Annotated in this window: 26 protein-coding genes; 18 read left to right on the top strand and 8 right to left on the bottom strand. The window is 71.7% G+C overall.

Annotated features, from left to right (window positions below):
- Window positions 1-327 precede the first annotated feature (327 nt).
- The 6 genes from meaB to ACIBI5_RS42875 all read left to right on the top strand — a co-directional run bounded on the left by meaB (window position 328) and on the right by ACIBI5_RS42875 (window position 6,298).
- Window positions 328-1,287, top strand: coding sequence for a methylmalonyl Co-A mutase-associated GTPase MeaB (gene meaB, locus ACIBI5_RS42900; protein WP_397255823.1), 960 nt, complete (start codon window positions 328-330; stop codon window positions 1,285-1,287).
- Window positions 1,288-1,615: 328 nt separating this feature from the next.
- Window positions 1,616-2,245 carry a TetR/AcrR family transcriptional regulator gene (locus ACIBI5_RS42895; RefSeq protein ID WP_397255821.1) on the top strand — a complete coding sequence of 210 codons (630 nt, stop codon included), beginning with the start codon at window positions 1,616-1,618 and terminating at the stop codon, window positions 2,243-2,245.
- Window positions 2,246-2,247: 2 nt separating this feature from the next.
- A complete protein-coding gene (locus ACIBI5_RS42890; RefSeq protein WP_397255820.1) occupies window positions 2,248-2,676 on the top strand; it encodes an acyl-CoA thioesterase in 429 nt (142 codons plus the stop codon).
- On the top strand, window positions 2,670-3,014 hold the full coding sequence (locus tag ACIBI5_RS42885) for a hypothetical protein (RefSeq protein ID WP_397255818.1): 345 nt from the start codon (window positions 2,670-2,672) through the stop codon (window positions 3,012-3,014). Before ACIBI5_RS42890 ends, ACIBI5_RS42885 begins: the two co-directional genes overlap by 7 nt.
- A gap of 107 nt (window positions 3,015-3,121) precedes the next feature.
- On the top strand, window positions 3,122-5,347 hold the full coding sequence (locus ACIBI5_RS42880; protein ID WP_397255816.1) for a CehA/McbA family metallohydrolase: 2,226 nt from the start codon (window positions 3,122-3,124) through the stop codon (window positions 5,345-5,347).
- Between the two features lie 6 nt (window positions 5,348-5,353).
- Window positions 5,354-6,298, top strand: a complete 945-nt coding sequence (locus ACIBI5_RS42875) for an acyltransferase domain-containing protein (RefSeq protein ID WP_397255814.1) — start codon at window positions 5,354-5,356, stop codon at window positions 6,296-6,298.
- Here the strand turns inward: ACIBI5_RS42875 and ACIBI5_RS42870 are convergent.
- Window positions 6,295-7,071, bottom strand: coding sequence for a TetR/AcrR family transcriptional regulator (locus tag ACIBI5_RS42870; RefSeq protein WP_397255812.1), 777 nt, complete (start codon window positions 7,069-7,071; stop codon window positions 6,295-6,297). The genes ACIBI5_RS42875 and ACIBI5_RS42870 overlap by 4 nt on opposite strands.
- Before the next feature lie 120 nt (window positions 7,072-7,191).
- Between ACIBI5_RS42870 and ACIBI5_RS42865 the strand changes: the two genes are divergently transcribed.
- The 5 genes from ACIBI5_RS42865 to ACIBI5_RS42845 are packed head-to-tail and all read left to right on the top strand — an operon-like array spanning window position 7,192 to window position 11,576.
- A complete protein-coding gene (locus tag ACIBI5_RS42865) occupies window positions 7,192-8,697 on the top strand; it encodes an MFS transporter (protein ID WP_397255810.1) in 1,506 nt (501 codons plus the stop codon).
- Entirely contained in the window at window positions 8,681-9,292 is a 612-nt protein-coding gene (locus tag ACIBI5_RS42860; RefSeq protein ID WP_397255808.1) for a TetR/AcrR family transcriptional regulator, read from the top strand. The genes ACIBI5_RS42865 and ACIBI5_RS42860 overlap by 17 nt, the downstream gene beginning before the upstream one ends.
- On the top strand, window positions 9,289-10,356 hold the full coding sequence (locus tag ACIBI5_RS42855; RefSeq protein WP_397255806.1) for an acyltransferase family protein: 1,068 nt from the start codon (window positions 9,289-9,291) through the stop codon (window positions 10,354-10,356). Before ACIBI5_RS42860 ends, ACIBI5_RS42855 begins: the two co-directional genes overlap by 4 nt.
- Before the next feature lie 41 nt (window positions 10,357-10,397).
- Window positions 10,398-10,922 carry a hypothetical protein gene (locus tag ACIBI5_RS42850; protein ID WP_397255804.1) on the top strand — a complete coding sequence of 175 codons (525 nt, stop codon included), beginning with the start codon at window positions 10,398-10,400 and terminating at the stop codon, window positions 10,920-10,922.
- Between the two features lie 57 nt (window positions 10,923-10,979).
- Window positions 10,980-11,576 (top strand): phosphatase PAP2 family protein, encoded by a 597-nt coding sequence (locus tag ACIBI5_RS42845; protein ID WP_397255802.1) that lies wholly within the window; start codon window positions 10,980-10,982, stop codon window positions 11,574-11,576.
- On the opposite strand, the gene ACIBI5_RS42840 is transcribed toward ACIBI5_RS42845, so the two are convergent.
- The gene (locus ACIBI5_RS42840) at window positions 11,564-13,318 is read right to left on the bottom strand and encodes an AMP-dependent synthetase/ligase (protein WP_397255800.1); all 1,755 of its coding nucleotides are present in this window, start codon (window positions 13,316-13,318) and stop codon (window positions 11,564-11,566) included. The two genes, ACIBI5_RS42845 and ACIBI5_RS42840, sit on opposite strands and share 13 nt — an antisense overlap.
- A 70-nt stretch (window positions 13,319-13,388) precedes the next feature.
- Window positions 13,389-13,547 carry a hypothetical protein gene (locus ACIBI5_RS42835; RefSeq protein ID WP_397255798.1) on the bottom strand — a complete coding sequence of 53 codons (159 nt, stop codon included), beginning with the start codon at window positions 13,545-13,547 and terminating at the stop codon, window positions 13,389-13,391.
- A gap of 25 nt (window positions 13,548-13,572) precedes the next feature.
- Between ACIBI5_RS42835 and ACIBI5_RS42830 the strand changes: the two genes are divergently transcribed.
- A complete protein-coding gene (locus ACIBI5_RS42830; protein WP_397255796.1) occupies window positions 13,573-14,094 on the top strand; it encodes a CGNR zinc finger domain-containing protein in 522 nt (173 codons plus the stop codon).
- Here ACIBI5_RS42830 and ACIBI5_RS42825 read toward each other — a convergent pair.
- Complete coding sequence (locus tag ACIBI5_RS42825; RefSeq protein ID WP_397255794.1) at window positions 14,084-15,292, bottom strand: ROK family transcriptional regulator; 1,209 nt, start codon at window positions 15,290-15,292, stop codon at window positions 14,084-14,086. The two genes, ACIBI5_RS42830 and ACIBI5_RS42825, sit on opposite strands and share 11 nt — an antisense overlap.
- 86 nt (window positions 15,293-15,378) lie before the next feature.
- On the opposite strand from ACIBI5_RS42825, the gene ACIBI5_RS42820 reads away from it, so the two are divergent.
- The 5 genes from ACIBI5_RS42820 to ACIBI5_RS42800 all read left to right on the top strand — a co-directional run bounded on the left by ACIBI5_RS42820 (window position 15,379) and on the right by ACIBI5_RS42800 (window position 21,269).
- On the top strand, window positions 15,379-16,737 hold the full coding sequence (locus ACIBI5_RS42820) for an extracellular solute-binding protein (RefSeq protein ID WP_397255792.1): 1,359 nt from the start codon (window positions 15,379-15,381) through the stop codon (window positions 16,735-16,737).
- Window positions 16,734-17,633 (top strand): carbohydrate ABC transporter permease, encoded by a 900-nt coding sequence (locus tag ACIBI5_RS42815; protein ID WP_397255790.1) that lies wholly within the window; start codon window positions 16,734-16,736, stop codon window positions 17,631-17,633. Before ACIBI5_RS42820 ends, ACIBI5_RS42815 begins: the two co-directional genes overlap by 4 nt.
- Window positions 17,634-17,636: 3 nt before the next feature.
- Window positions 17,637-18,446, top strand: a complete 810-nt coding sequence (locus ACIBI5_RS42810; RefSeq protein WP_379619778.1) for a carbohydrate ABC transporter permease — start codon at window positions 17,637-17,639, stop codon at window positions 18,444-18,446.
- 226 nt (window positions 18,447-18,672) lie between these two features.
- A complete protein-coding gene (locus ACIBI5_RS42805) occupies window positions 18,673-20,256 on the top strand; it encodes an ABC-F family ATP-binding cassette domain-containing protein (protein ID WP_397255788.1) in 1,584 nt (527 codons plus the stop codon).
- 38 nt (window positions 20,257-20,294) lie between these two features.
- Window positions 20,295-21,269, top strand: a complete 975-nt coding sequence (locus ACIBI5_RS42800; RefSeq protein WP_397255786.1) for a hypothetical protein — start codon at window positions 20,295-20,297, stop codon at window positions 21,267-21,269.
- A 46-nt stretch (window positions 21,270-21,315) separates the two neighbouring features.
- Here ACIBI5_RS42800 and ACIBI5_RS42795 read toward each other — a convergent pair whose 3' ends face one another.
- Both ACIBI5_RS42795 and ACIBI5_RS42790 read right to left on the bottom strand, forming a co-directional pair.
- On the bottom strand, window positions 21,316-21,582 hold the full coding sequence (locus ACIBI5_RS42795) for a zf-TFIIB domain-containing protein (RefSeq protein WP_397255785.1): 267 nt from the start codon (window positions 21,580-21,582) through the stop codon (window positions 21,316-21,318).
- 46 nt (window positions 21,583-21,628) lie between these two features.
- Complete coding sequence (locus ACIBI5_RS42790) at window positions 21,629-22,486, bottom strand: phosphotransferase (protein ID WP_397255783.1); 858 nt, start codon at window positions 22,484-22,486, stop codon at window positions 21,629-21,631.
- Window positions 22,487-22,532: 46 nt separating this feature from the next.
- Between ACIBI5_RS42790 and ACIBI5_RS42785 the strand changes: the two genes are divergently transcribed.
- The gene (locus ACIBI5_RS42785; RefSeq protein ID WP_397255781.1) at window positions 22,533-23,423 is read left to right on the top strand and encodes a TIGR03619 family F420-dependent LLM class oxidoreductase; all 891 of its coding nucleotides are present in this window, start codon (window positions 22,533-22,535) and stop codon (window positions 23,421-23,423) included.
- 156 nt (window positions 23,424-23,579) lie between these two features.
- Here the strand turns inward: ACIBI5_RS42785 and ACIBI5_RS42780 are convergent, their stop codons facing one another.
- Together ACIBI5_RS42780 and murQ are read right to left on the bottom strand one after the other, a co-directional pair.
- Complete coding sequence (locus ACIBI5_RS42780) at window positions 23,580-24,632, bottom strand: serine hydrolase domain-containing protein (RefSeq protein ID WP_397255779.1); 1,053 nt, start codon at window positions 24,630-24,632, stop codon at window positions 23,580-23,582.
- Window positions 24,632-25,534 carry an N-acetylmuramic acid 6-phosphate etherase gene (gene murQ, locus ACIBI5_RS42775; RefSeq protein WP_397255777.1) on the bottom strand — a complete coding sequence of 301 codons (903 nt, stop codon included), beginning with the start codon at window positions 25,532-25,534 and terminating at the stop codon, window positions 24,632-24,634. The genes ACIBI5_RS42780 and murQ overlap by 1 nt, the downstream gene beginning before the upstream one ends.
- Window positions 25,535-25,551 lie beyond the last annotated feature (17 nt).

Raw genomic sequence — 25,551 nt, 5'->3', positions numbered from 1 at the left:
CACAGAACCGCCGTCCGCAGGGCTGCCCCCGCAGGGCTGCCCCCGCAGGGCTGCCCCCGCAGGGCTGCCCCCGCAGGGCCGCCCCCGCAGGGCGGCGCGCCTTGGAGGGCACCGCCCCCTCGGAGGGCGCTGTCCTCCGGAGGGTGGCGTGCCTGCGAGACCGGTGGGTGGTTTGCCGTGTGCCCTTGTGGAGGGGCGTCGCTGGAGCGCGGTGTGGCTGCGAGGTCGGTGTCCAGGCTGGGTTGGGGGTTGGGGGTTGGGGGTGGTGGGGTGTGTGGGGTGTGTGGGGTTGGGTGGGTGGGGGTGGGGAAACGTACGATCGGGGGCATGCGGTCGGTCGAGGACTATGTCGAGGGTGTGAAGGCCGGGTCCCGGACCTGGATCGGGCGGGCGATCACGCTGGTGGAGTCCACGAAGAGTGACCATGCGCGCATGGCGCAGGACGTGCTGGTCGCGCTCACCCTCCTCGCCGGGCGGACGTGGCGGGTCGGGGTGTCCGGGGTGCCGGGGGTGGGGAAATCCACTTTCATTGATGGGTTCGGGACTTTGCTCACCGAGCTGGGGCATCGGGTGGCGGTGCTGGCCGTTGATCCCTCCTCCACCCGGACGGGTGGCAGCATCCTGGGGGACAAGACGCGGATGGGGCGGCTGGCGGCTGATCCGCAGGCCTATATCCGGCCTTCCCCCACTTCGGGGACTCTCGGGGGAGTGACCAAGGCGACCAGGGAGGCCATGGTCGTGGTGGAGGCCGCCGGGTACGACGTGGTGCTCGTCGAGACGGTCGGCGTCGGCCAGTCGGAGACCGCCGTCGCGGACATGGTGGACAGTTTTCTGCTGCTGAGCCTCGCGCGTACCGGGGACCAGCTCCAGGGCATCAAGAAAGGGGTGCTGGAGCTGGCCGACGTGATCGCCGTGAACAAGGCCGACGGGGAGCACGAGATGGCGGCGCGCAAAGCGGCCAGGGAACTGGCCGGGGCGTTGCGCATGCTGCGTTCGGAGGGGCCGCCGCCTCCGGTCCTCACCTGCAGCGGGCTGACCGGCGCCGGGCTGGAGGAACTGTGGCAGCAGATCGGCGCCCACCGGGAACGGGTGGACGTGGCGGCCAAGCGCCGCGCCCAGCAGGTCCGGTGGACGTGGACCTTGGTCCAGGACCGCCTGCTGGCCGAGTTGCGCGGCGACCCCGAGGTGGCGGCGCTCACCAAGGGGGTCGAGCGCGAGGTACTGGCCGGCGAACTCACCCCCGCCCTGGCCGCCGACCGCCTCCTGGCCGCCTTCAAACGCCGCTGACCGCCCCGCCGTAGCCGCCCCACCACTCTCCACCCCAAAGCGCCCGCAAACCCACACGCCACCTGCCCTCACACGCCATCTGCCCTCACGCGCCGCCTGCCCTCACGCGCGCCACCTGCCCTCACGCGCCACCTGCCCTCACGCGGGGCCGCCTGCCCGCCGTGGGTGTGCTGCCCGCTCCAGCGACAAGGCTCGCGCGGGCCCGCTTGTTTCCGAGGGCGCCGCTCCGGATGTGCCGCCGCGCGCACGAAACGCTGTCACAGGCCGTGCTCCGGGGCGCTCGGAACCGGAAAACAAAACGACCGGTCGTTCGTATATAGTCGAGCCCATGACCGATGGACGCAGGCTGCGTGGGCAGCGCAGCAGGGAGGCGATTCTCGAACGCACCGTCGCCCTCGCCTCCGTGGACGGGCTCAGCGGCCTCACCCTGGGACGGCTGGCCGAAGAGTCCGGCATGAGCAAGTCGGGCTTCTTCGCTCACTGGCGTGACAAGGAACAACTCCAGCTGGACGCCGTCGACTGGGCCGCTCGCCAGTGGGTGGACCACATCGTCCGCCCCGCCATGCGCGCTCCCGCCGGCGTGCGCCGCCTGTTCGCGATGCACGAGGCCCGCCTGCGCTTCTACGAGGACGGTGTCCTTCCGGGCGGCTGCTTCTTCTTCGTCGCCCAGGCCGAGTTCGACGACCGTCCGGGCAAGGTGCGCGACCGGGTGGCCAAGGCGATGGCCGACTGGCTCAACGCCGTACGCGCGATGGCCGGCGAAGCCGTCACCCTGGGCGAGCTCGAGGCCGGCACCGACCCCGGCCGCCTCGCGTTCGAGATCAACGCCCTGGGTGAGGCGACCGTCGTCCATGCCCGGCTGATCGATCCGGCCGAGGCCTACTCCTACTCCCGCGCCGCCGTCCTGCAGCGCCTGCGCGGACTCGCCACCGACCCCTCGCTTCTCCCGGAGGATTGACCGTGACCCAGTTCAAGCCCGTTCAGGTGCACTTCGACGACCTCGATGCCATGGGCCTGCTGCACAACTCCCGCTACGCCCTGCTCGTCGAGCGCGCCGTGTCCGCCTTCTGGACCGAGGCGGGCTGGCGGTTCGACCCGGCGCTGTCGAAGTTCAAGGACGTCTACATGGTCGTGCGCGAGTTCAAGATCGTGTACAACTCGCCGGTGATGGGCGCGGGCGACGTGCTCGTGGAGTTCTGGATGGAGCGCATGGGACGGACGTCCGGCGTGTACGGCTTCCGCGTCCTGTCGGCCGACAAGACGGTGGTCCACGCCGAAGGCCACCGCGTGAACGTCAACCTCGACTCCACCACCCTGCGGCCCACGCCGTTCTCCCCGGAGATCCGCGAGGCGGCGGCCGTCCTGATGCGCGAGCCCGCCGCATGCTGAGCACCCGCTGGCTGCCCGGTCCCCACGTGCCCGGCGACACCGCGGTGGTGGTCAGCGAGACCGCCTTCCAGCTCAACCGCGCCATCGATCTGCCGCGTGCCTGCTGGGCCGGCTGGCGGTTGAGCCGGTTGTGGCCGGAACTGGAGGGCGCCGTGGCGTTGCGGCTCTGGGCGGACCCGCTGCGGCGCCGTATCGGATCGGTGTCGGTGTGGCGGGAGGGCGCCGATCTCGACCGGTTCGTACGGCTGCGCGCGCACGCCGACATTGTCCGCGCCTACCGGGGCAAGGGCACACTGACGACCAGGACGTGGGAGAGCATCGGTGTCCCCGGTGGGTGAACTATCCATCGCCGGGTGAAATATCGCTACTCGTTTCCGCACGGGCGGCTACCCAGAGGTGTGGCGTGTGTCACGATGGCGCGCAGTCGACGACGGGGAGACCGCACATGTGTGATGACCCGATGCTGCCCGAACCGGTCGCGGGGGCCCTGCGAGAGTACGGCGGGCTGCTCGGCGAGCACGGCATCACCTGGGGCGAACCGGAGATCCACTACGTCAAGCTCTTCGCCAGAAGGCGCGTGCTCCCGCCCGAACTCCAGGGCCGTTTCTGGCGGGTGGCCTTCGGCCGCCTGGCCGCCCGTTACCCCGGCGAACCGCTGGAGGGCCTCGGCGCCCGCCTGGCCGAGCCCGACTACGACGAGATCCTGCGCGACACCCTGGAGGGAGAACTCCCCGCCCACGCCGCCGCCCTCCGCCTCACCCCCGGAGGCCCGGTACTCGACGGCACCCCCCGGGTAATCCTCCGCGGGAAAGAAAAGAGCCACAGGGAAGAAGACGCCCGCAGGGGAGAGAACGGGCGCGACGAAGAGGATGGCCGCGAGGCAGAGCGCGGCCGGGGGAAAGAAGACCGAGGGGGAGAGAACGATCGCGGGGGAGAGGGCGGCCGCGGGGAAGGAGACGGCCGCGGGGGAGACGCCGACGTCAGAGTTCCGCTCCTGGTGGACTCGCAGCACCTCGACCAGGGCGCCGACCCGGTCACCGTCCGCATCGGGAGCTTATGTCGCGAAATATCACCTCAAGGTGCTTGGCTGACCGAGATCACCCCCACCACCGAGGTCACCCTCGACGGCACCCCGGTGGACACCACACCCCTGTTCAGAGTCGCCGAGGCGGCCAGGGTGAGGCTCCGCTCGCCGTACCCCTGCCGCTGGAGTGTCACCGGCGACGGCGGCCAGGGCTGGTTCCCGACAGGCGTCCCGCAGCGCCATGACTTCCACGGCCGCCCCTACTTCCACGGCGACGACCTCACCCTCGACGTCCCCGCCGAACCCCTGACGATCACCGCCACCCGCGGCATGGAGTACGACCAGGCCCGCACGGAGCTCATCCCCCGCCCTGGCCACGACCACCAGGTACGGCTCACGCCGCACCGCATCTACCACGCGGCCGCCCGAGGATGGTACGGCGGCGACCTGCACACCCACCTCAACTGGGCCGGTGACCTCGTCGCCGCCCCCGCCGACGCCGCGGCCGCCCAGCACGGCGAGGACCTGCACGTCCTGAACCTGCTGGCGGGCAACGTCTCCGGCGCCCGCGTGTACGACCGCGAGGCGCTGGCGCACTGGATCGGCCGCGACCTGCCCTGGTCCGACGCCACGCACATCGCCAGGATGGGCGCCGAGTACCGCAACGACCTGCTCGGCCACGCCTACGCCTTCGGCCTGACCGCCGAGCCCGGCCGTCTGCACACCGGCTTCGACGGCGCGCCCGACTGGCCGCCGAACGCCGCCGCCCTGGCCGGGTTGCGGCGGCTCGGGGCGCTGCTCGGTTACAGCCACCCGTTCGGCCAGCAGGTGCGCGACGACGATCCGGCGAAGGCGTTGTTCGGGCCGGTGGCGCGGGACTGCTCGGCCAGCGCGCTCGTCGCCGACGCCGCGCTCGGCCTGGTCGACAGCCTGGACGTGCTCACCCACGCCTCGATCCCGGCCACGGCGGCCGTCTACCGCCGCCTGCTGGGCGCGGGGAACCGGCTGGCCGTCACCGCCGGAACCGACACGATGATCTCCTTCACCCGCTCCGACAACCAGTCGAACCCGCCCGGCTGGGGCCGCGTCTACGCCCGCGTGGACGGGGCGCTCACCGCGGAGTCGTTCGCCGCGGCCGTGCGGGCCCGCCGTACGTTCGCCACGACCGGTCCGTGGCTGGAGTTGTCGGTGGACGGCCACGGGCCGGGCGCGACCGTCGCCGCGGAGCCGGGCGGGCGGCTGTCGGTCACCGCGACCGCGATCGGCCCCGAGGTGTCGGCGGTGCGCATTCGCACCGCCGACGGGGTGCGCGCGGGCGCCGGACGGCTCGGCGGCGGCGACGACGCCCTGACCGTCACCGTCGAACTCGACGTCGGCGAGCCCACGTACGTGCTGGCCGAGGCCCTGTGCGAGCCGCACCCGCGCACGCTGACCGCCACCGGGTACGCCCTGACCAGCCCCGTCCACGTGGACGTCGGCGGCAGGCAGGTGGCGCGCGGCTCCGACGTGCGCTGGTGCCTGGACTGGCTGGACCTGCTGGAGGACCTGGTCAGAACCCACGCCAGGCTGGACGCGCCGGGCCAGCTGGAGGACCATCTGGAGCTGATCGAACGGGCCAGGGAGGTGTACAGAACCCGGCTAGGCTGATCGCCGATGGACATCAAGAACCTTCTGCGCGAGCACCCCGCGTGGCTCGCCCACCTCGAGTCGCTGGGCGGCTTCGAGGCCCGCCCGCCCGCGCCCGGCGACCTGCTCGGCGAGCTGATGCGGCTGACAGTCCCGCACGAGGACGTCGCCGGGGTGATCACCAGCGCGCCGGAGCCGGGCACGCCGCAGTGGTGGCTGCTCGAACGCTGCGTGCACTCCCTGGTCTCCGCCATCGACGTGCGCGACGACCCGCCCTTCTTCCCCGACCTGCCCGAGCTGGGGCCGTACTTCTATGTGCACGTGTTCATGGCGGCGCTGCCGTACACGCGGGAGTTCCACCGCGCGCGCGGCATCCCCGAGGAGGTGTCGCACGAGACGCTCGCCGACATCGGCCGCAACATGGCCGTGCACCGCAAGCGGCACGGCGGGCCGGGGCTCCACGCGCCGTTCTGGTACATGGCGCACGTGCGCGGGATCCTCTACCAGCTGGGTCGGCTGCAGTTCGCCCGCGACCGGATGGCCGGCCGGACCCTGGAGGCGGTGCGCGCGGCCGGGGTGCCGGTGGGCGAGGACGGCCGGACGCTGGGGCTGCACATCCCCGACTTCTGCGGGCCGTTCCCGCCCTCGGCCTGCGCCGACTCCCTGGAGCGGGCGCGCGCCTTCTTCCCCAAGCACTTTCCCGAAGAGGACTACCCGGTGGTGACCTGCAGTTCGTGGCTGCTGGACGACCAGTTCGCCCAGTACCTCCCGGCGAGCTCGAACATCATGTCCTTCCAGCGCCGCTTCCGGCTGCTGCACCGCTTCGAGACCAGCGGGATGATGGACTTCGTCTTCGGCGCGGACGCCAAGGCCGATCCGCTGCCGCGCCGTACCAGCCTGGAGCGCGCGATCGCCGACCACCTCGCCGCCGGCGGCACCTGGTACGGCCGCGCCGGCTGGCTGCCCCTCTAGACGGTCTCCACGAAGGCGGCCAGGCCGTCCAGCATGATCCTGAGGTTGACCGCGAAGATCTCCTCCAGGTCGGCCAGGACGTCCGGGCTGTCGCGCAGCGCGCTCTGGCGCGGGTAGCGGTCGGCGCCCAGCTCCTCGTAGACGGCGGGCACGGTCACCGCGCGCCACTGGCCCAGCGAGATCCCACCCCGCCGGTCCGCGGTGACCTCGCTCACCCGTAGCAGCGCCAGCCCTTGCACGAGCCCGCTGATGCCCAGGTAGAGGCGGTGGGTGGTCACCGGGTCCAGGCCCAGGCCGTCGAACGCGCCGAGTCCGCGTTCGAAGCGGGCCAGCAGGCTCGGGACGAGCGGCGGCCGGACGGTCGCGATCACCTCCAGCAGCCACGGGTGCGCCGAGTAGAGCTCCCACTCCCACCGGGCCGCGGCCTCCAGCTCGGCCCGCCAGCCTCCCGGGACCGGGGGCCCGGAGTCCAGGCCGTCGGCGAAGACGGCCTCGACCATGAGGTCGATCAGCTCGTCCTTGCCCTCGAAGTAGTTGTACAGCGACATCACCTTGACGCCGAGCGCGCTCGCCACGTGCCGCATGGACAGGCTCTCCAGGCCGTCGGCGCCGGCGATCCGCACGGCCGTGCGCACGATCAGCTCCCTGGACAGGGCCGCCTCGCCGCGCTGCTCCCGCGCCGGCGCCGCGACCACGGACCGGCGTGCCCGGTAGGCGCGGGCCTGGCAGGAGCGGGAGCAGTACAGAGGTCTGCGGCCTCGCCCGGGAAGCACGAGTTCCTTCCCGCACCGTGCGCAGGTCGCCATTTCATCACACCCTTTTTCCGTGACGAAATGATATCACTCACCTGCAAAAAGCCGGTAGAAAGGGCGTTACGTACATCGTAAGGAGGAATGATGGAAAAGGCGGGCCCGCGGGAATGGGCGGGGCTGGCGATCCTCATGCTGCCCGTCCTGCTCATCTCGGTCACGGTGACCGTGCTGTTCTTCGCGCTGCCGGCGCTGACCGCGGAGCTGGAGCCGAGCGGCACGCAGCAGTTGTGGATCGTGGACGTCTACGCGTTCCTGCTGGCCGGGCTGCTCATCCCGATGGGCCATCTGGGCGACAGGATCGGCCGCAGGCGGCTGCTCCTGCTGGGCGCGGTGGCCTTCGGCCTGGCCTCCGCGGCGGCGGCGTTCGCGCCCCATGCCGACGTGCTCATCCTCGCCCGCGGCCTGCAGGGCGCCGCCGCGGCCACGCTGATGCCGCCGACGCTCGCGCTCATCCGGGTCCTGTTCGCCGACCCGCGGCAGTTGCGGATGGCGATCGCCGTCTGGGCCGCGGTCTTCACGCTCGGCAGCGTGGCCGGGCCGGTCGCCGGAGGGTGGCTGCTGGAGCATTTCTGGTGGGGATCGGTCTTCCTGGTCAACGTGCCGATCATGCTCGTGCTGCTGGTGCTCGGCCCGCTGCTGCCGGAGTACCGCGATCCCGCTCCCGGCCGGTTCGACCTCGCCGGCGGGGTCCTCGTCCTGCTGGCCGCGCTGCCCCTGGTGTACGCGGTGAAGAAGGCCGCCGAGCAGGACTTCTCCGTGACCGTGTGGGCCGCCGCCGCGGTGGGAGCGGTGTTCGCCGTGCTGTTCCTGCGCGGGCAGCGCGCCCAGGCGGACCCGATGATCGATCTGACGCTCTTCCGGCGGCCCGGCTTCGGCCTGTCGCTGGCCGCCGCCACGCTCGCGGTCTTCGCCCTGGTCGGGACGTTCTACTTCCTCACCCAGTACCTGATGTCGGTGCTCGGCATGCGGCCGATCGCCGCCGGGCTCATGATCGTGCCGGCCGCCGTCAGCGCGGCCGCCGGATCGGTGCTTGGGGCGGGCCTCACCCGGTGGCTGCGGCCCGGCAGCGTCATGGGGTCGGGGATGGTCTGCGGGGCGGCCGGGTTCCTGCTGATTGCGGGGCTGGGCGCCGAGGCGGACCTGCCGCTGCTGTTCGGCGGGCAGGTCCTGCTGGGCTGGGGCATCGGATCGGTCCAGGCGCTCGCCTCCGGCCTGGTTGTCTCCACGGCGCCGCCGGAGAAGGCCGGATCGGCCTCAGGCCTGTTCGAGTCGGCCACGGAGTTCGGGCAGGCGCTCGGCGCGGCCGTACTCGGCAGCATCGGCATGGCCGTCTACCGCGCGGCGCTCGCCGCGTCCATGCCGCCGGAGGTGCCCGCCGGGCAGGCGGCGGTGGCCAGGGAGACGCTGGGCGGCGCTCTCGCCCTCGACGCCGGTACGGCACTCGCCGCCGCGGCCCGCGCCGCCTACGTGGACGGCATGCGCACGGCGGCGCTGGCCGGAGCCGTCGTCATGCTGACCATGGGCGTTCTCGTCCTGCGCGCGCTCTGGCCGCGTGTGCTAAATTCTGGCCATGCGGTCAGAAAATAAGCCGACCGGCCAACGATCGTTCATCGAAGAGGCCAGGCGGACGCAGATCATCGCCTCGGCCATCGAGGTCCTGGCCGAGGCGGGATGGGCGGGCGCGTCGCTGGCGAACATCGCCAAGCACGCCGGCATCAGCAAAGGCGTCATCTCCTACCACTTCGCCGGCAAGGACGAGCTGATGGAGGAGGTCGTCGAGCAGGTCTACGCGCAGATCGCCGAGTACGTGCTGGCGAAGATGCAGGGCGAGAAGTCCGCCACCGAGCTCCTGCGCACCCACGTCCTGGCGGTCGCCGAGCACATGCGCGGCAACCGTTCCCGGCTGAAGGCCATCGGCGAGATCTTCCACAACCTGCGCGGCCCGGACGGCGGAGCCCGCTACGGCCCGCAGACCAACGAGGAGATCTACCAGGCCCTGGAGCTGGTCTACAAGCTCGGCCAGGACACGGGCGAGTTCCGCGCCTTCGACCGGCGCGTCATGGCGGTCACCCACTCCGCCGCCGTCGACGCCATGTTCACCTACTGGGTGGTCATCCCCGGCCACGACCTCGACACCCACGCGCGCGAGCTGGCCGACCTCCTCGAAAGGGCCGTCAAGTGAAGACCGAGACCCGCACCAGGCTGCCGGCCGTCGACAACCTGCGCGTCGTGCTGACCGCGCTCGTCGTCGTCCACCACGTCGCCGTCACCTACGGCAACATCCCCGCCTGGTACGTCTTCGAGAAGGCGCGGGACGGCTCCGGCATCGCCCTGGACCTTCTGGTCATGTTCAACCAGGCGTTCTTCATGGGGTTCTTCTTCCTCATCTCCGGCTTCTTCGCCCCGCGCTCCTACGACCGCAAGGGCCCGGGACCGTTCATGCGCGACCGGCTGAAGCGGCTCGGCATCCCGCTGCTGGCCTACCTGCTGTTCCTGCGGCCCGTCGCGCTGGCCGGGATCTACGACGGCTCCATGCCGTACTGGCACTTCTACATCGGCTCCTGGGACCCGGGACCGATGTGGTTCGTGGAGGTCCTGCTGGTCCTGACCGGCCTCTACGTGCTGTGGCGCCGCTCCGGGCGGCAGATCGAGGAACGGCGCGGCACGCCGACCTTCCGCGCGATCGCGCTGTTCGTGACCGGGCTGACGCTGGCCGTCTTCGCCTGGCGGTTCCTGGTGCCCGTGGGGCAGTACTGGCCGGTCGCCGGCCTGCCCACGCCCTCCTACCTGCCGCAGTACGCCTCCATGTTCGTCCTGGGCCTGATCGCCTACCGGCGTGGCTGGTTCGAGACGCTGCCCAGGCCGGCGGCAAAGTACGGGTTCATCGCCGCCGGTGTCGCCTCGGCGGTGCTGCTGCCCGCCGGGATGTGGACCACGGGCTGGGCCGCCCAGCTCGGCACGGCGGCGTGGGAGTCGGTGTTCGCGGTCTCGATGGTCATCGCGCTCAGCGTCTGGTTCCGCGAACGCTTCAACCGGCAGGGCCCGTTCGGCAAGTTCCTGGCCGACCAGGCGTTCACCGTCTACATCATCCACCCGCTCGTGCTCGTCGGCGTCAGCACCCTGCTGTCCGGGCTGGCGGCGCCGGCCATCGCCAAGTTCGCGCTCGTGGCGGCACTGGCGCTGCCGATCTGCTGGGGTCTGGGCTACCTGGTGCGCTCGATCCCCGGCGCCAACCGGATTCTCTGAGCGGGCGGGAACCCCGGGCGGCCGGGCGGTGTATCCGGGACATGAGACGCACGCTCCTCGCCGCGACCGCCCTGCTGCTGAGCGGCTGCGCTGCCGCCACCGGCGGCACCCTGCCCTCCACCGTGCCCGAGCCTCCCGGCCGGCGCGTCTGCGCGGGCGCCAACCAGCCGGACTTCGACGCCGGCCTCGCCGGCCGCGTCGTCGTCTCCGGCCCGTCCGCGCTGCTCGCCTTCGGCCTCGCCCCGCCCCCGAGCGCCCAGCCGTCCGGGGGCGGGCGGCCGGTGCGCGGCTTCAAGCTCGCCGTCCGCGCCGAGCCGGGCGCCGACTTCACCGTCACGACCCGCACGGCCGGCACCGCCCTGCTGTTCGACCGCGCGAAGTACCGCCGCGACAACACCTACACCCTGTCCGACGGCACCCCCTCCTACCGCTTCACCGGCTGCGCGGACCAGCGCGCGCTGTGGGTGGGCAACGTCCTGACCACCGGCCCGACCAAGGTCGAGCTCTCCATCCGGTACGGCGCCGCCGACCACCCCGTCACCGTCACCGCCTACACCGGAAAGTGACACCCGCCGCCCGCTCCCACGCGTGACCCCGGGCGGCGATTGGGCAGTATGGGGTGTATGCGACTCCGCTCCCGCCTGCACCGCTGGGACAAACGCCTGTTCAAGGCCGTTGCCAACGCGCACCTGCCCGGCCTCGAAAGCGTCCTGCCCCCGCTGTCCAATGCGGCCAACAACGCCGTGCTGTGGGGCCTGATCTCGGGCGGGCTCGCCTTCACCGGCAGGCGCAGGCTGCGCAGGGCGGCCACCCGCGGCCTGCTGGCCATCAGCGTGGCCAGCCCGCTGGCCAACATCGCCGCCAAGCGGGCCTTCAACCGCAAGCGCCCGCTGGCCGACTTCCTGCCGCTGGCGCGGGTGCTGAGAACCCCGTCGTCGACCTCGTTCCCCTCGGGCCACTCGGCCACGGCCGCCGCCTTCGCCACCGCGGTCGCGCTGGAGGCGCCCCGGCGGATCAGCGTGCCCGTCGGGGTGGTGGCGGGGGCGGTCTGCTTCTCCCGCGTGTACACCGGCGTGCACTACCCGGGCGACGTGCTGGCCGGGGCGGCCATCGGGGTGGCCGCCGGGCTGTTCACCCGGCGGCTGTGGCCCGACGTGGGCGAGGCCGTACCCGTGCTGAGGAAGGCGCGCCCGGAGCGTGCGGACGGTCAGTCGGAGTAGAAGCCGTCCAGCACCTTGCCGTGATGCTCCTCGACGACCTTGCGCTTGATCTTGAGGCTGGGCGTCAGCTCCCCGGTCTCCACCGTGAAGTCGCCGGCCAGCACGGCGAACTTCTTCACCGTCTCGTAGCTGGCCAGGCTCGCGTTGATCTCGTCGATCGCCTTCTGGACCTCCGCGCGCATCCTCGGGTGCTCGCGCAGCGCCTCGGCGTCGGCGGGCAGGTTCTCGGCCTCGGCCCAGGGCCGCACCACGTCCATGTCGAGCGTGACCAGGGCGGTGCAGTAGTTGCGCCGGTCGCCGTGGACGAACACGTGCGACAGGTACGGGCAGGCGGCCTTGATCCGGCCCTCCAGGTAGGTGGGCGCGACGTACTTGCCGCCGGAGGTCTTGATGAGCTCCTTCTTGCGATCGGTGATGCGCAGCCGGCCCTGGTCGTCGAGTTCGCCGATGTCGCCGGTGTGCAGCCAGCCGTCCTCCAGCGCCGCGGCGGTGTCCTCGGGCAGGCCGTGGTAGCCGCGCATGATGCCGCGCCCGCCGATGAGCACCTCGCCGTCCTCGGCGATCTTCACCGTGGTGCCGGGCAGGGGCGGGCCCACGGTGCCGAACCTGACGGTGGCGGGCCGGTTGAGGAAGCTGCCGGCCGACGACTCGGTCAGGCCGTAGCCCTCCAGGATGGTCAGACCGGCGGCGTCGAAGAACTCGGCGATGTCCTGTGACAGCGGGGCCGCGCCGGAGATGAAGAAGCGGATGCGCCCGCCGAAGCGCTCGCGCAGCTTGGCGAAGACGAGCCGGTCGGCCAGGCGGTACTCGAAGCCGGTGGTGACCGGGATGGACGCGCCACGCTGGCGGGCCCGCACGACGCGTACGCCGGTGGCCTTCGCCCAGGTGAAGATGCGCAGTTTGAGGCCGCCCTCGTTGCGCATGTTCGCGGCCACCGTGTTGTGGATCTTCTCGAAGATGCGCGGCGCGGCGGCCATGAAGGTGGGCCTGAGTACGCCCATGTTCTCGGCGATCTTGTCGAGCCGGCCGTCGAGGGCGGTGGGCACGCCGCAGTCGATCATCACCACCTCCAGCAGCTTGCCGAAGGAGTGCGACAGCGGCAGCCACAGGAAGTGCAGGTCGTCGGGGCCCAGCAGGCCGAGTTCGCGGACCGAGGCGGCGGCGAACAGCCAGTTGTCGTGGGTCAGCTCCACGCCCTTGGGCCGCCCGGTGGTGCCCGAGGTGTAGATGAGCGTGGCCAGGTCGTCGGCGGAGATGGCCTCGACCATGGCGTCGTAGTCGCCCTCGCCGGCCACGTCGGCCAGGGGAACCACCCAGCCGTCGTCGGCGGCCGTGCCGTCGATGACCACGACGTGCCGGACGTCGGGCAGCTTCTCGCGCACCGAGCGCAGCTTGGCGACCTGGGCGTCGTCCTCGGCGATGACGAGCGTGCTGCCGGAGTCGGTGATCACGAACGCGGACTCGTCGGCGGTGTTGGACGGGTAGATCGTCGTGGTGGCCGCGCCCGTGGACAGCACGGCCAGGTCGGCCAGGATCCATTCCAGGCGGGTGGAGCACAGCAGCGCCACGCGCGTGCCCGGCCCCGAGCCCAGCCCGGCCAGGCCGAGGGCCAGCTCGCGCACCCGGTCGCCGGTTTCTCGCCACGACAGGGACGTCCAGCCGCTCTCGGACGGCGTGCGGTAGGCCTCGGCGTCCGGGGTGGCGTTGACCCGGTCGCGCAGCAAGGCGGGAATGCTGGACATACCTGACCTCCTGAGGGGGGTGTTGGTGCCGACAATAGGACGAACACCCTCGGAGAGTCGATGGTGCCGGTCAGTCACATCCCACGCGTGTCGCGGCGATCGCGACATCCGCCCCGCCGCTCGCACGCACCTCCCAGGCCCCGCATTCACAGCGGAAGTAGGCGACCAGGCCCTCGGACGTGCGATGGGAGGAGACGGCGGTCAGTTCGTGCAGGTGTGTGGAGCGCATGGCTCCAGCCTGATGTAATGAGCTTGTGCATTTCAACGCTTACGGAGGCAACGGGGCGGCCCTGTCCGCCGACCTGGTCAACACCGCCGACTACTCACCCGGCGCGCTGACGGCGATCCTGTCCGCGAACGCGATGCTGCGCGCCGAGCTCACCCCGGCCCAGGCCCGGGAGCTGGAGCTCTGGGCGGGCCGGCTCGGCCCCGTCTTCGGCGAGCGCGACCAGGAGACCCAGATCGCGCTGGTCAACGACCTGCTGAAGATGACGGCCGCGACGCCGTACGTCAGCGCGCACGACGGCAGGAAGCCGCACCTGCACTTCTTCGCCATCGACGCCGACATCGTCAGCCGGGCCAAGGACACCACCGCCGGCGGGCTGGCCATGGCCATCTCCTTCTCCGACGGCCGCCGCCTGGGCCGCTGCGACCGCGAGGGCTGCCCGACCGTCTACGTCGACACCTCGCGCAACGGCCGCCGCCGCTTCTGCTCGCTGGCCTGCGCCAACCGGGTCAACGTGGCCAACCACCGGGCCCGCCGGGTCACTCCCTGACCAGGCGGTCCAGCCGCGGCGCGTAGGTGACGTGGAAGACCAGCGACGCCGCGCCGATCGCCGCCGCGTCCGCGGCGATGGGGGAGACCTCCACACGTACGGCCTGCAGCCCCCTGGCCAGCACCCGGGTGGAGACCGCCCGCCCGATCACGTCCCGGTAGAGCCCGCCCAGCTCCCGCACCGCCGGCCCGCCCAGCACGAGCAGGTCCACGTCGAGCATGTTGACGATCGAGACGGCGGCGTCGGCCAGCCGGTCGGCCGCCTCGGCGGCCACCGACAGCGCGAGCGGGTCCCCGGCGGCCGCGGCGGCGCACACGGCCGCGTGGCTGAGCCGCCCGCGCGTCAGCACCGACTCGGCGCCCAGCGCCAGGCGTTCCCTGGCCGTGGCCACCATCGCGCTCGGGCAGCACAGCGCCTCCACGCAGCCGCGGTTGCCGCAGTAGCACTCGGGCCCGTCCGGCATCACGGTGACGTGGCCGAACTCGGCGGCGTTGAGAGTGCGGCCCCGGTAGACCTGCCCGTCCAGGAACAGCCCGCCGCCGATGCCGGTGCCCAGGTACAGGTAGGCGAAGCTGGGCACGGCGCGGGCCAGGCCCGCCCAGCGCTCGCCGATCGCCGCCGCCGTGGCATCGTTGTCGACGGTGACCGGGTAGCCGACGTGGCGTTCCAGCAGGCTCCTGATCGGGACCCCGTCCCAGCCGGGCAGGCGCGGCGGGGTGACGATGACGCCGTCGGGGTCGAGCGGGCCGGGGGAGGCCAGGCCCACGCCGAGCACCTTGTGATCCGGTACGCCGGCCTCCTTCAGCAGGCGGCGGGCGGTACGGGCCAGCGTCCTGACCACGGGCTCCGGCTCGGCCCCGCGTACCGGGCGGTGGAGCTTGACCAGCGGGCGGCCGGCCAGGTCCGCGAGCACGTAGGAGACCTCGCCGGGGTCGAAGTGGATGCCGACCGCGTACCCGGCGGCCGGGTCGACGCGCAGGATCGTGCGGGGCTTGCCGCCGGTGCCGGGCGCGGAGCCGTCCTCGACGACCAGCCCGTCCTCCAGCAGTCTGCGGACGATGACGGAGACGGTCTGCGGCGTCAGCCCGGTGATGCCGGCGATCTGGACCCGGCTGATGCCGTCGGAGGCCTGGACGGCCTCCAGCACGACCGCCCGGTTGTAGGTGCCGACCTTGGGCAGGTTGGTGCCCATCTGCATGAGCTCAATCTCACACGAAGGCGTTGACTCTGTAAATCAATTTGATTTACCTTCGCGGTTAACCGGCGACATAGGGGAGTCCCCCGATGAAACGTGTCCTGATCGCCTCCATCCTCGTCATCGGCGTGGCGGCCTGCGGCTCCGGAACGAAGGAGCCCGCCGCCGGCGGCGCCAAAGAGCTCGAAGTCCTCTACAAGGTCGAAACCACCTGGCCGTACCTGGAGAAGATGCTCCAGAACGCCAAGAAGCAGTACGAGGCCACGCACAAGGGCGTGACGATCAAGCTGACCCCGGTGCAGGGCAACAACGAGGCCTACTACACCAAGCTCGCGCTGCTCAACCGCTCCGCCGACTCCGCGCCCGACCTCTACTACCACGACACCTTCCAGGTCAACGCCGACGTCGCCGCGGGCAAGCTGGCCCCGCTCGACGCCTACCTCGGCTCCTGGCCCGACTGGGGCACGCAGTTCCCCGACTCGGTCAAGCAGGCGGCCAAGGGCGGCGACGGCAAGATCTACGGGGTCCCGATCAGCACCGACACCCGCGGGCTCTGGTACCACAAGGACGTGCTGGCCAAGGCCGGCATCGCCGTACCGTGGGAGCCCAAGACGTGGGCGGACGTGCTCACCGCGGCCCGCGCGATCAAGCAGAAGGCCCCCGGCGCCATCCCCTTCAGCATGTACTCCACCAAGATCCACGGCGAGGCCGCCACCATGCAGGGCTTCGAGATGCTCCTGTACGGCACGCCCGCCGGCACCCTCTACGACCAGACCCAGAAGAAGTGGATGGCCGCGGGCAAGGGCTTCACCGACTCCCTGGCCTTCATCAACACGATCTACCGCGAGAACCTCGGCCCCAAGCTGTCCGACGCCCACAACGCCAAGCTGAACGACAAGCACACGCTGGAGTGGTTCCCGCAGGGCAGGCTCGGCATCCTGCTCGACGGCGCCTGGACCCCCTCGGCCTGGAAGCCGACCGGCACCAAGCCGTGGCCCGACTGGACGCGGAAGATGGGCTGGACCCGGATGCCGACCCAGAACGGCCAGGCACCCGGCGCGGTGAGCATGTCGGGCGGCTGGGTGATGGCGATGAGCTCCTACACCCCGCACAAGAAGGAGGCCTTCGACTTCATCACCACCGCCACCAACAAGGAGAACTCGATGCTCTACTCGGTCGGCACCGGCGACCTGGCCACGCGCAAGGACGTCGCCGCCGACCCCGCCTACAGCGCCGACAACCCGTCGGTGAAGTTCTTCACCGACCTGGCCGAGGTCACCCACTACCGCCCGGCCTTCGAGGAGTATCCGAAGGTCTCGGCCGAGGTTCAGGAGGCCATGGAGGCGGTCACCACCGGCGCGCGCGGCCCCGAGGAGGCGGCCAAGGCCTACTCCGACACCCTGCCCGGTGTCGTGGGCGGCCCCAGCAAGGTCGTCGCGGGCGGATGACGGCCACCGCCCTTTCCCGGCCGGTGGCACGGGGCCCGTCGGGCAGGCGGCGCGCCCTGCGCCGGCTGGCGCCGCTCGGGCCCGCGCTGGTCCTGCTGGTGCTCTTCCTGGCCGGCCCGATCCTGTGGAGCCTGTACGTCGCGTTCACCAACGAGACGCTGTCGGGCACGAACTCGGTCAGCCCGAGCTTCGTCGGCCCCGCCAACTTCGTGCGCATGTTCGGCGACGCCGACTTCGTCAACTCCTTCACGCTCACCTTCGCCTTCGTGGTCGGCTCGGCCGTGGTCGGGCAGAACACGCTCGGCCTGATGATCGCGCTGCTGCAGCGCGGGCGCTCGCGGGCCACGCGCAGCGTCGTCAACGGCGTGGTGATCGCGGCGTGGGTGATGCCCGAGGTCGTCGCGGCGCTGTGCTGGTTCTCCTTCCTGGCCGAGGAGGGCACGCTCAACACGCTGACCGGCATCGGACAGGAATGGCTCTACACCGCGCCGATGGTCGCGGTGATCCTGGCCAACGTCTGGCGGGGGACCGCGTTCTCGATGCTGGTGTACTCGGCCGCGCTGTCGGAGGTGCCCGCCGAACTGGTCGAGGCGGCGGCCGTCGACGGCGCGGGCACCTGGCAGCGGCTGTGGCACATCACGCTGCCGCTCATCCGGCGCTCGATCATGGCCAACCTCATGCTGATCACCCTGCAGACGCTGGCCGGCTTCGGGCTGATCTACACCCTGACCGGAGGCGGGCCGGGCAACGCCAGCCAGACCACGCCGCTCTACATGTACGACAAGGCGCTGCGCTACGGCGAGATCGCCTACGGCTCGGCCATGGCGCTGGTGATGCTGGTGATCGGAGCGCTGTTCTCGCTGGTGTACCTGCGGCTGATCAAGGTGGAGGACTGAGGCATGGGCCGACTCGCCGCCCGGATCGCGCTGCTGGTGGTGGCCGTGTCGTTCGCGGCGCCGTTCCTGTGGGTGGTCATCGCCTCCGTCCAGCCGGGCGCGGGCCTGTCGGCCCAGCCCACGGGGGAGTTCTCGCTCGGCAACTTCCAGGCGGTGCTCACCTGGGAGACCACGATCCTGCCGGTGATCAACTCCATCGTGATCTCGGCGGGGACCGCCCTGATCACCGTGCTGGTCGCGGCGCTGGCCGCCTACCCGCTCTCCCGCTACGAACTGCGCTACAAGCGCTCGTTCATGCTGACGCTGCTGTTCACGACCGGGCTGCCGCTGACGGCGATCATCGTGCCGGTCTACTCGATGTTCTACCGCTTCAACCTCTACGGCTCGGTGCCGGCGATGGTGCTGTTCCTGGCGGCCAGCGCACTGCCGTTCGCGATCTGGCTGATGAAGAACTTCATGGACGGCGTACCGGTCGGGCTGGAGGAGGCGGCCTGGGTGGACGGGGCCGGATGGGTGCAGTCGCTGGTACGCGTGGTCGGCCCGCTGATGGCGCCGGGCATCGCCGTGGTCGGCATCTTCGTCTTCGTCGGCCAGTGGGGCAACTTCTTCGCCCCCTTCGTGCTGCTGGACGAGCCGGAGGAGGCGCCGGCGGCGGTCACCATCTACACGTTCTTCTCCCAGTACGGCCAGGTGGCCTACGGCGAGCTGGCCGCGTTCTCGATCATCTACACGGCCCCGGCGGTCGTGCTCTACGTGGCGGTCAACAAGTACCTGGCCGGAACGTTCAATCTCGGCGGCGCGGTCAAGGGCTGAAAGGAGCTTGCGGCGAAATCTTGGGCCGCCTACACTTTTTCACGTCTTATCACCTAGCCCAGGGGCAGCTGACGTGAGGGTTTGAGGTCGCGGGCACCGCGCCGTTCCGCCCTGTCGTGGGCACGCGCGCAACCTGGACCTCTGGCGTTCCGCCACCTCACACGGGCGTTTCGCGGTGTTTCCCGCCAAGTCACGAATTTTCGATCTTTGTGATGGGAGCCACCTCATGTCTTTTTCCGTGGTCATCGACCGCGTCTCCTACGGCTGGGCCGACGGAACGCTGGTGCTCGACCGGCTCGAAACCGCCTTCCCGGCGGGACGCACCGGGCTGATCGGCGCCAACGGGTCGGGCAAGTCCACCCTGCTCAAGATCCTCGCCGGGGAGCTTCGGCCCACCGGCGGCGGCGTGAGCCTGTCCGGCCGGGTCGGCTACCTCGCGCAGAACCTCACCCTGCGCCGGGAGTCCACCGTCGCCGGCCTGCTCGGCATCGCCGGGGTCCGGGCGGCGCTGCACGCCATCGAGTCCGGCGACGTCGCCGTCGCGCACTTCGAGACCGTCGGCGACGACTGGGACGTCGAGGAACGGGCACGCGCCGAACTCGACCGGCTCGGCCTGGACCACGTCGGCCTCGACCGCACCGTCGGCACGCTGTCCGGCGGCGAGGTCGTCATGGTCGGGCTGGCCGCGCAGTTCCTCAAGAACCCCGAGGTGCTGCTGCTCGACGAGCCCACCAACAACCTCGACCTCCAGGCCCGCGAACGGCTCTACGCCGCCGTCGCCTCCTGGCCCGGGGTGCTGGTGATGGTCAGCCACGACCGCGCCCTGCTGGCGCTCGCCGACCAGATCGCCGAGCTCCGTGAGGGCCGGGTACGCGTCTTCGGCGGCAACCTGGACGACTACGAGCGCATGCTCGCGGCCGAGCAGGAGAGCGCCGAGCGGACGGTACGCGCCGCCGAGGCGGACGTGCGCAGGCAGAAGCGCGACCTCGCCGAGGCGCACGTCAAGCTCGACCGCCGGGTCCGCTACGGCAACAAGATGAGCGCCCGGAAACGGGAGCCGAAGATCATCATGAACGCCCGCAAGCGAGAGGCCCAGGTCTCCGCGGGCAAACACCGGATCATGCACACGGAGAAACTGGAGGGAGCCCTCGACCGGCTGACCGAGGCCGAGCAGGCCGTCCGCGAGGACCGCGAGGTCCGCATCTCGCTGCCCGAGACCGCCGTGCCCTCCGGGCGGGTGGTCCTGGACCTGCCGCTGGAGCACGCCGTCCGGCCGGACGGCGGGGCCGTACTCGAAAGGCTGCTCGTGCAGGGGCCCGAGCGGATCGCGCTGACCGGCGCCAACGGCTCGGGCAAGACCACGCTGCTGCGGCGGATCGCCGGGCAGGGCGCCCTGGTGCCCTCCCGGTACCTGCCGCAGCGCCTCGACCTGCTGGACGAGGACAGGAGCGTGCTCGACAACGTGCGTCTCCTCGCCCCGGACGCCGGGGTCACCGAGGTGCGCTCGCGGCTGGCCAGGTTCCTGTTCCGGGGCGAGCGGGTGCACCAGCCGGTGTCCACGCTGTCGGGCGGCGAGCGCTTCCGCGCGACGCTGGCGGCGCTGCTGTCGGCCGACCCGGCGCCGCAGCTGCTCCTGCTGGACGAGCCCACCAACAACCTCGACCTGGCCAGTGTGCGGCAGCTCACCCAGGCGCTGTCGGCCTACCGGGGCGCGCTGATCGTGGCCAGCCACGACCTGCCGTTCCTGCGGGAGCTGGGCATCACCCGCTGGTTGCGCCAGGACAGGGAGCATGGCCTGTCGGAATCGTGAATTGACGCAAGGGGATCAACCGGGCAATAGTGTGGCAGGTGGCTGTCCCCCGGTTGATGACCTGCGTGCTCGCTCTCGCGACCCTCACCGCCTGTACCTCAGGTGTCAGCGGACCGACCGGTGGTGAGCCCGTCGCCAGGGGCGTGGCCGGCGGCCCCGGCACCGCCAAGCCCAGCACCGGCACGGGAACCACCGCACCGCCCGCCACGGCGCTCACCCCGGAGAGCTACAAGAGCGAGCTGTCGGGCCGCAAGCGGGCCATGACCGACGCGATCGACTCCATGATGGGCGCGCGCACGGTCAAGACCCTGAACACGAGGGTGGAACGTGCCGAGGAGGCACTGCGCGGCGCCGCCGACGAGCTGTCGGCGGTGACGCCCCCGCAGGAGGTACGCGCCCAGCACGACGCCTACGTCGGCAGCCTGCGCGAGTTCGCCGCCCAGCTCGGCTCGACCCTCGGCAAGGTCGGCAGCCGTGACGTGTGCACCCCGGGCGGCGTGCTCACCGATCTCAGCGCCGCGCTCAAGCAGCTCGACGAGACCGGCGCCGCGCTGCAGGCGGCCGGCGACTACCCGGCCGACGTGATCGAGGTCAAGGCCGCCGCCAAGCAGAGCCGGCGGCTGAGCACCGGCAAGTTCATCAAACGCGAGAACCTCAACGGCCGCAGCTCGCTGCAGATCGACAACGGCTCCACCCGCGACGCCGTCGTGACCGTGATGCGCGGCGGCACCAAGGCCTTCAGTATCTACGTCCGCAAGAAGGGCAAGTACAAGGTACGCGGCGTCCGCGACGGCAACTACAAGATCTACTTCACCCACGGCGTCGACTGGGACGGCAAGAACCGGGCCTTCACCCGTGACTGCAGCTTCGAGCGCTTCCAGAAGTCGGTGAAGTTCAAGACCACCTACACCGCCTCGCAGATCCTCTGGCACGACTGGCGGATCACCCTGCACGCGGTCTCCGGCGGCAACGCGCCGACCGACCCCGTGGACCCGGAGAGCTTCCCCAAGTAGGCCGAAGGGCCGCGCGGACGACCGCGCGGCCCCTGTCGTCACGTCTTCAGGACGAGAACAGCATGCCCAGGAAGCTGTCCTTGCGCTTGTGACCGTGGTGGTAGCCACCGTGGTGGCCGCCGTGCGACGGAGCGCCCCAGGCGGGGCCGCCGGGCGCGGGCGGCGGCGCGCTGCGATACTGCGACTCCATCCTGGTGATCGTCTCGAGCTCGCCATAGTCCAGGAAGATCCCCCGGCAGTTGTCACACTGCTCGATGTGGACCCCGTTGCGCTCATATGTCCGCATGTTGCCGCGGCACTTGGGGCACTGCATCCGCTTGATCTCCTTGCCGTCAGGGGAAAACTCTGTGCGTGCGCCACTATGGCAGGCCCTGAGGGAGCCCGACAATTCTGTCGCACGCCTCGATCAACGAATGCTCCACCTCATCGAGTTCCCGGCCGTCGCGGGCGGCGTTCACGACCGCGACCGCCGCCAGCTGGGCGGTCAGCGCACGAGTCGGCACATCCAGCCTGGCCCACGGATCCGCCGGGTCCAGCGCGGGGCCGCCGGAGGCCAGGTAGGCGCCCAGGAAACGGTCCCAGACGGGCGCCTCCAGCAGCCCGGCGGCGTACCAGGCCGCCGGGCGGGCCAGATCCCAGACCGGGTCGCCGACGCCCAGGTCGTCGATGTCGATGAGCAGCCAGCGCTCCCGCCGTACCAGCTGGCCCAGATGCCAGTCGCCGTGGGTCAGCAGGCCGGGGGCGGGCTCGGGCTCGGGCAGACCGGCGAAGGTCATCCGGATGAGCTGCTCGACCGGGCCGTCACCGGCCATGCGCCGCACCGCGCGGGCGGCGCGCGCGGGACCGCCCGCCTCCGGAAGCGGCGACACCACCGGCAGGGGTACGGCATGCAGCCGCGCCAGCAGCCTGGCCCCCTCTTCCCACGGCGCGGTGTCCGGGTCGACGGTCTGCCCGGCGGGCCAGACGGTGACGGCCCGCCCCGCCACGTCGAGCACCTCGGTGTCGAGCGGCGCGAGCATGATCCCGCTGAGCGCGGCGGCCCCGGCGGCGCGGAGCCGCGGCGCCAGCAACACCGGGTCGTCGCGCACGGAGTGCGCCTTGACCACGACCTCGCCCCTGCGCACCACGACCACGTCCGTGCGGCTGGGATGGACGTCGGGCGCGCCCGTGCCCCCGTAGTCCGCCGCCACCCTCGCCAGTTCCTCCGTGAGACCCACTTGATAAGACTAGGTGTCCCAGCACGATGCCAAAGCGGGAGATGTCATGAAGATCAGCTTCGGGGCGCCGATCTCAGGGCCGTGGGCCCGGCCGGACAACATGCGCACGGTGGCCACGCGCGCGGAGGAACTCGGCTACGCGGGCCTGTGGACCTTCCAGCGCCTGCTCTATCCGGAGGGCCACCCGATGGGGCCCGTCTACCGCAGCGTGCACGACCCGCTCATCACGCTGGCCCACCTGTCGGCCGTCACCGAGCGGGTCGAGCTCGGCGTGGGGGTGGTCAACGCGTTCATGCAGCCGGTGATGCTGGCCAAGCAGCTGGCCACGCTGCAGACGCTCGCGGGCGGGCGGCTGGTGGCCGGGGTGGGGCTGGGCTGGCTGGAGGAGGAGTTCGCCGCCTCGGGCGTGGACTTCGCCGGGCGCGGGCGCAGGGGAGAGGAGTTCGTGCGGGTGCTGCGCGCCTGCTGGAACGATGAGGTCGTGGCGCACGAGGGCGAGTTCTACCGGGTGCCGCCCGCCCACATGGACCCCAAGCCGGAGCCCGGCCCGCCGCCCGTCCTCATGGGCGGGGTCGCCGAGCCGGCGCTGCGCAGGGCCGGGCGGATCGCCGACGGCTGGATGAGCTCCAGCCGCGAGGACCTGACCACGATCGACCGGAAGATCGCCCAGGTGAAGGCGGCGGCCGCGGAGGCCGGGCGCGACCCGGACGCCCTGCGCTTCGTCGTCAGAGGCGTCACCCAGGTCCGGACCGGGCAGCGCGCGCCGCTGACCGGCACCTACGCGGAGATCCGCGCCGACGTGGACGAGCTGGCGGCCAAGGGCGTCACCGAGGTCTTCCACGACCTCAACTTCGACCCCGAGATCGTCACCGCCCCCGCCCACGAGGCCATGCGCCGAGCCGAGGAGGCCCTGGAGGCACTCGCTCCCGCTTCCTGACGCCCCGGGTAACTCATGCGCAAGGGGAGCGCCTCCACGGCTTTTGCGCGCGGGGAGCGCTCCACGGCCTTTGCGCGGAGGGAGCGCTCCACGGCGTTTGTGGGGAGCGCGTCCGGCCTGCGGTGCGGCCGCCGCGCTTCCGCGGCGGCGGTCCGGCTACTGGGCGAGGCGGAGTGCTTCCGTGGCGACGGCGTGGCGCAGGGCGCGGATGCCGTCCCTGCCGCGCACCGGGTGGACGGCGTTGGTGAGCAGGACGACGGTCAGGCGGTGCACCGGGTCGACGACCAGCGAGGTGCCGGTGAAGCCGGAGTGGCCGAAGGCGCCTTCCAGCGGCCCGACGATGGATGGGTCGCCGAGGCGCACGCCGAGCCCGTGCCGGAACGCGGCGCCCTCCGCGCCCTGGTCGCGCAGCATCTCGGCGACCGTCTCCGGCCGCAGGACGGGCCCGCCGCCGAGCCGGAGGTTCTCGCCGAAGCGCAGCACGTCGTCGGCGGTGGAGAAGATCCCGGCGTGCCCGGCGACGCCGCCGAGGCCGTAGGCGGTCTCGTCGTGCACCCGGCCGCGCACGCAGCCGGGGCCGGGACGCTCGGGCTTCCACTCGGTGGCGGCGATCCTGGGCAGCCTGCCGGGGCCGGGGTTGTAGCCGGTGTCGGCCAGGCCGAGCGGCCCGGTCACGCGGGCCCGCACGAGCTCGTCGAGCGGCGCCCCACCGGCGAGCTCGGCGATCCGCCCCACGGTGACCATGCCGACGTCGGTGTAGAGGTACGGCCCGCCGACCGCACCGGTCACCGGCGTGCCGACCATGGCGGCCATGCGCGCGGCCGGGCCGGCGTCCGGCAGTTCGAGGTCGATGCGGCGGGTGGCCTGCAGCCCGGCGGTGTGGGTGAGCAGCCGGCGCAGCGTGACGCGCGGATCCTTGCCGGGCAGCCACCGCGCCACCGGCTCGTCCAGCCGTGCCGGCCCGTCCTCGGTCAGCGACAGCACGGCCGCCGTGGTGAACAGCTTGCTGATCGAGGCCAGGTCGAAGATCGAGTCACGCTGGGCCGCCGGCCGTTCGGGAGCGAGGGTGAACTCCAGGTCGGTGTAGCGGACCAGCTCGCCCGCGACCGAGGAGGCGGCCACGACGCCGTCGACGGCGATGAGCGCCACGGCCGCCGAGGCGGTGCCGGGAACCGCTTCTGCCAGGATCGCGTCGAGCCGGTCGGACATCAGCTCTGCGCGCCTTCCAGAGCGTCGGCCAGCCGTTCGCCGTGCTCCTCCAGCAGGGTGCGGGCGGCTGCGACGTCGATGCCGTGCCTGATCATCAGGACGGCGACCTTGGCCTGGCCGTCGGCGGCCTCCAGCGTCGTGCGGGCGGTCTCGGCGTCGGCGCCGGTGATGTCGCCGACCATGCGCACGGCCCGCCCGGCCAGCTTGGAGTTCATGGCCGACATCTCGATCATCTGGTTGCCGTAGGTACGGCCCAGCCTGATCATCGAGATCGTGGAGATCATGTTCAGCACCAGCTTCTGGGCGGTGCCCGCCTTGAGCCGGGTCGAGCCGGTCACCACCTCGGGACCGACCACGACCTCGATCCCGTGCTCGGCCGCCGCCGACAGGGGCGCGCCGGTGTTGCACGACAGGCCCACGGTCAGCGCCCCGCGCCCGGCCGCCTCACCGAGCGCGCCGATCACGAAAGGGGCGCGCCCGCTGGCCGAGACGCCGACGACGGAGTCGTCCGCGCCGACCTCCAGCTCCGCGATCGCGGCGGCGCCCGCCCCGGCGTCGTCCTCGGCGCCCTCGATGGACCGGGTCAGCGCGTCGGGTCCACCGGCGATGATGCCCTGGACCAGCGACGGGTCCGTGCCGAACGTGGGCGGGCACTCCGAGGCGTCCAGCACCGCCAGGCGGCCGGAGGTGCCGGCGCCGACGTACAGCAGTCTGCCCCCGGCGGCCATCCGCGCGGCGATCGCGTCGATGGCGGCGGAGATGTCCGGCACGGCGGCGGCGACCGCGGCGGGGACGGACGCGTCGGCCTGGTTCATCAACTCGGCGATCTGCTCGGTCGGCAGCCGGTCAATCTGGCTGTAGCGCGGATCGCTCTGTTCCGTGGACAGCTCCGGATCACTCATGACGCTAATTTCCACCA

The sequence above is a fragment of the Nonomuraea sp. NPDC050540 genome, from assembly GCF_044457485.1.
Lineage (GTDB): Bacteria > Actinomycetota > Actinomycetes > Streptosporangiales > Streptosporangiaceae > Nonomuraea.
This window is presented reverse-complemented; position numbering and strand designations above follow the sequence as displayed.

Bases quoted from the DNA above. Each gene is read 5' to 3' on its own strand.
- ACIBI5_RS42835 (WP_397255798.1), bottom strand. From the start codon at position 13,547: ATGCGCTCCACACACCTGCACGAACTGACCGCCGTCTCCTCCCATCGC.
- ACIBI5_RS42860 (WP_397255808.1), top strand. From the start codon at position 8,681: ATGCGGTCAGAAAATAAGCCGACCGGCCAACGATCGTTCATCGAAGAG.
- ACIBI5_RS42780 (WP_397255779.1), bottom strand. From the start codon at position 24,632: ATGTCCGACCGGCTCGACGCGATCCTGGCAGAAGCGGTTCCCGGCACC.
- ACIBI5_RS42815 (WP_397255790.1), top strand. From the start codon at position 16,734: ATGACGGCCACCGCCCTTTCCCGGCCGGTGGCACGGGGCCCGTCGGGC.
- ACIBI5_RS42880 (WP_397255816.1), top strand. From the start codon at position 3,122: ATGTGTGATGACCCGATGCTGCCCGAACCGGTCGCGGGGGCCCTGCGA.
- ACIBI5_RS42850 (WP_397255804.1), top strand. From the start codon at position 10,398: ATGAGACGCACGCTCCTCGCCGCGACCGCCCTGCTGCTGAGCGGCTGC.
- ACIBI5_RS42845 (WP_397255802.1), top strand. From the start codon at position 10,980: ATGCGACTCCGCTCCCGCCTGCACCGCTGGGACAAACGCCTGTTCAAG.
- ACIBI5_RS42865 (WP_397255810.1), top strand. From the start codon at position 7,192: ATGATGGAAAAGGCGGGCCCGCGGGAATGGGCGGGGCTGGCGATCCTC.
- ACIBI5_RS42805 (WP_397255788.1), top strand. From the start codon at position 18,673: ATGTCTTTTTCCGTGGTCATCGACCGCGTCTCCTACGGCTGGGCCGAC.
- ACIBI5_RS42795 (WP_397255785.1), bottom strand. From the start codon at position 21,582: ATGCAGTGCCCCAAGTGCCGCGGCAACATGCGGACATATGAGCGCAAC.
- ACIBI5_RS42785 (WP_397255781.1), top strand. From the start codon at position 22,533: ATGAAGATCAGCTTCGGGGCGCCGATCTCAGGGCCGTGGGCCCGGCCG.
- ACIBI5_RS42825 (WP_397255794.1), bottom strand. From the start codon at position 15,292: ATGCAGATGGGCACCAACCTGCCCAAGGTCGGCACCTACAACCGGGCG.
- ACIBI5_RS42810 (WP_379619778.1), top strand. From the start codon at position 17,637: ATGGGCCGACTCGCCGCCCGGATCGCGCTGCTGGTGGTGGCCGTGTCG.
- ACIBI5_RS42820 (WP_397255792.1), top strand. From the start codon at position 15,379: ATGAAACGTGTCCTGATCGCCTCCATCCTCGTCATCGGCGTGGCGGCC.
- meaB (WP_397255823.1), top strand. From the start codon at position 328: ATGCGGTCGGTCGAGGACTATGTCGAGGGTGTGAAGGCCGGGTCCCGG.
- ACIBI5_RS42895 (WP_397255821.1), top strand. From the start codon at position 1,616: ATGACCGATGGACGCAGGCTGCGTGGGCAGCGCAGCAGGGAGGCGATT.
- murQ (WP_397255777.1), bottom strand. From the start codon at position 25,534: ATGAGTGATCCGGAGCTGTCCACGGAACAGAGCGATCCGCGCTACAGC.
- ACIBI5_RS42885 (WP_397255818.1), top strand. From the start codon at position 2,670: ATGCTGAGCACCCGCTGGCTGCCCGGTCCCCACGTGCCCGGCGACACC.
- ACIBI5_RS42875 (WP_397255814.1), top strand. From the start codon at position 5,354: ATGGACATCAAGAACCTTCTGCGCGAGCACCCCGCGTGGCTCGCCCAC.
- ACIBI5_RS42840 (WP_397255800.1), bottom strand. From the start codon at position 13,318: ATGTCCAGCATTCCCGCCTTGCTGCGCGACCGGGTCAACGCCACCCCG.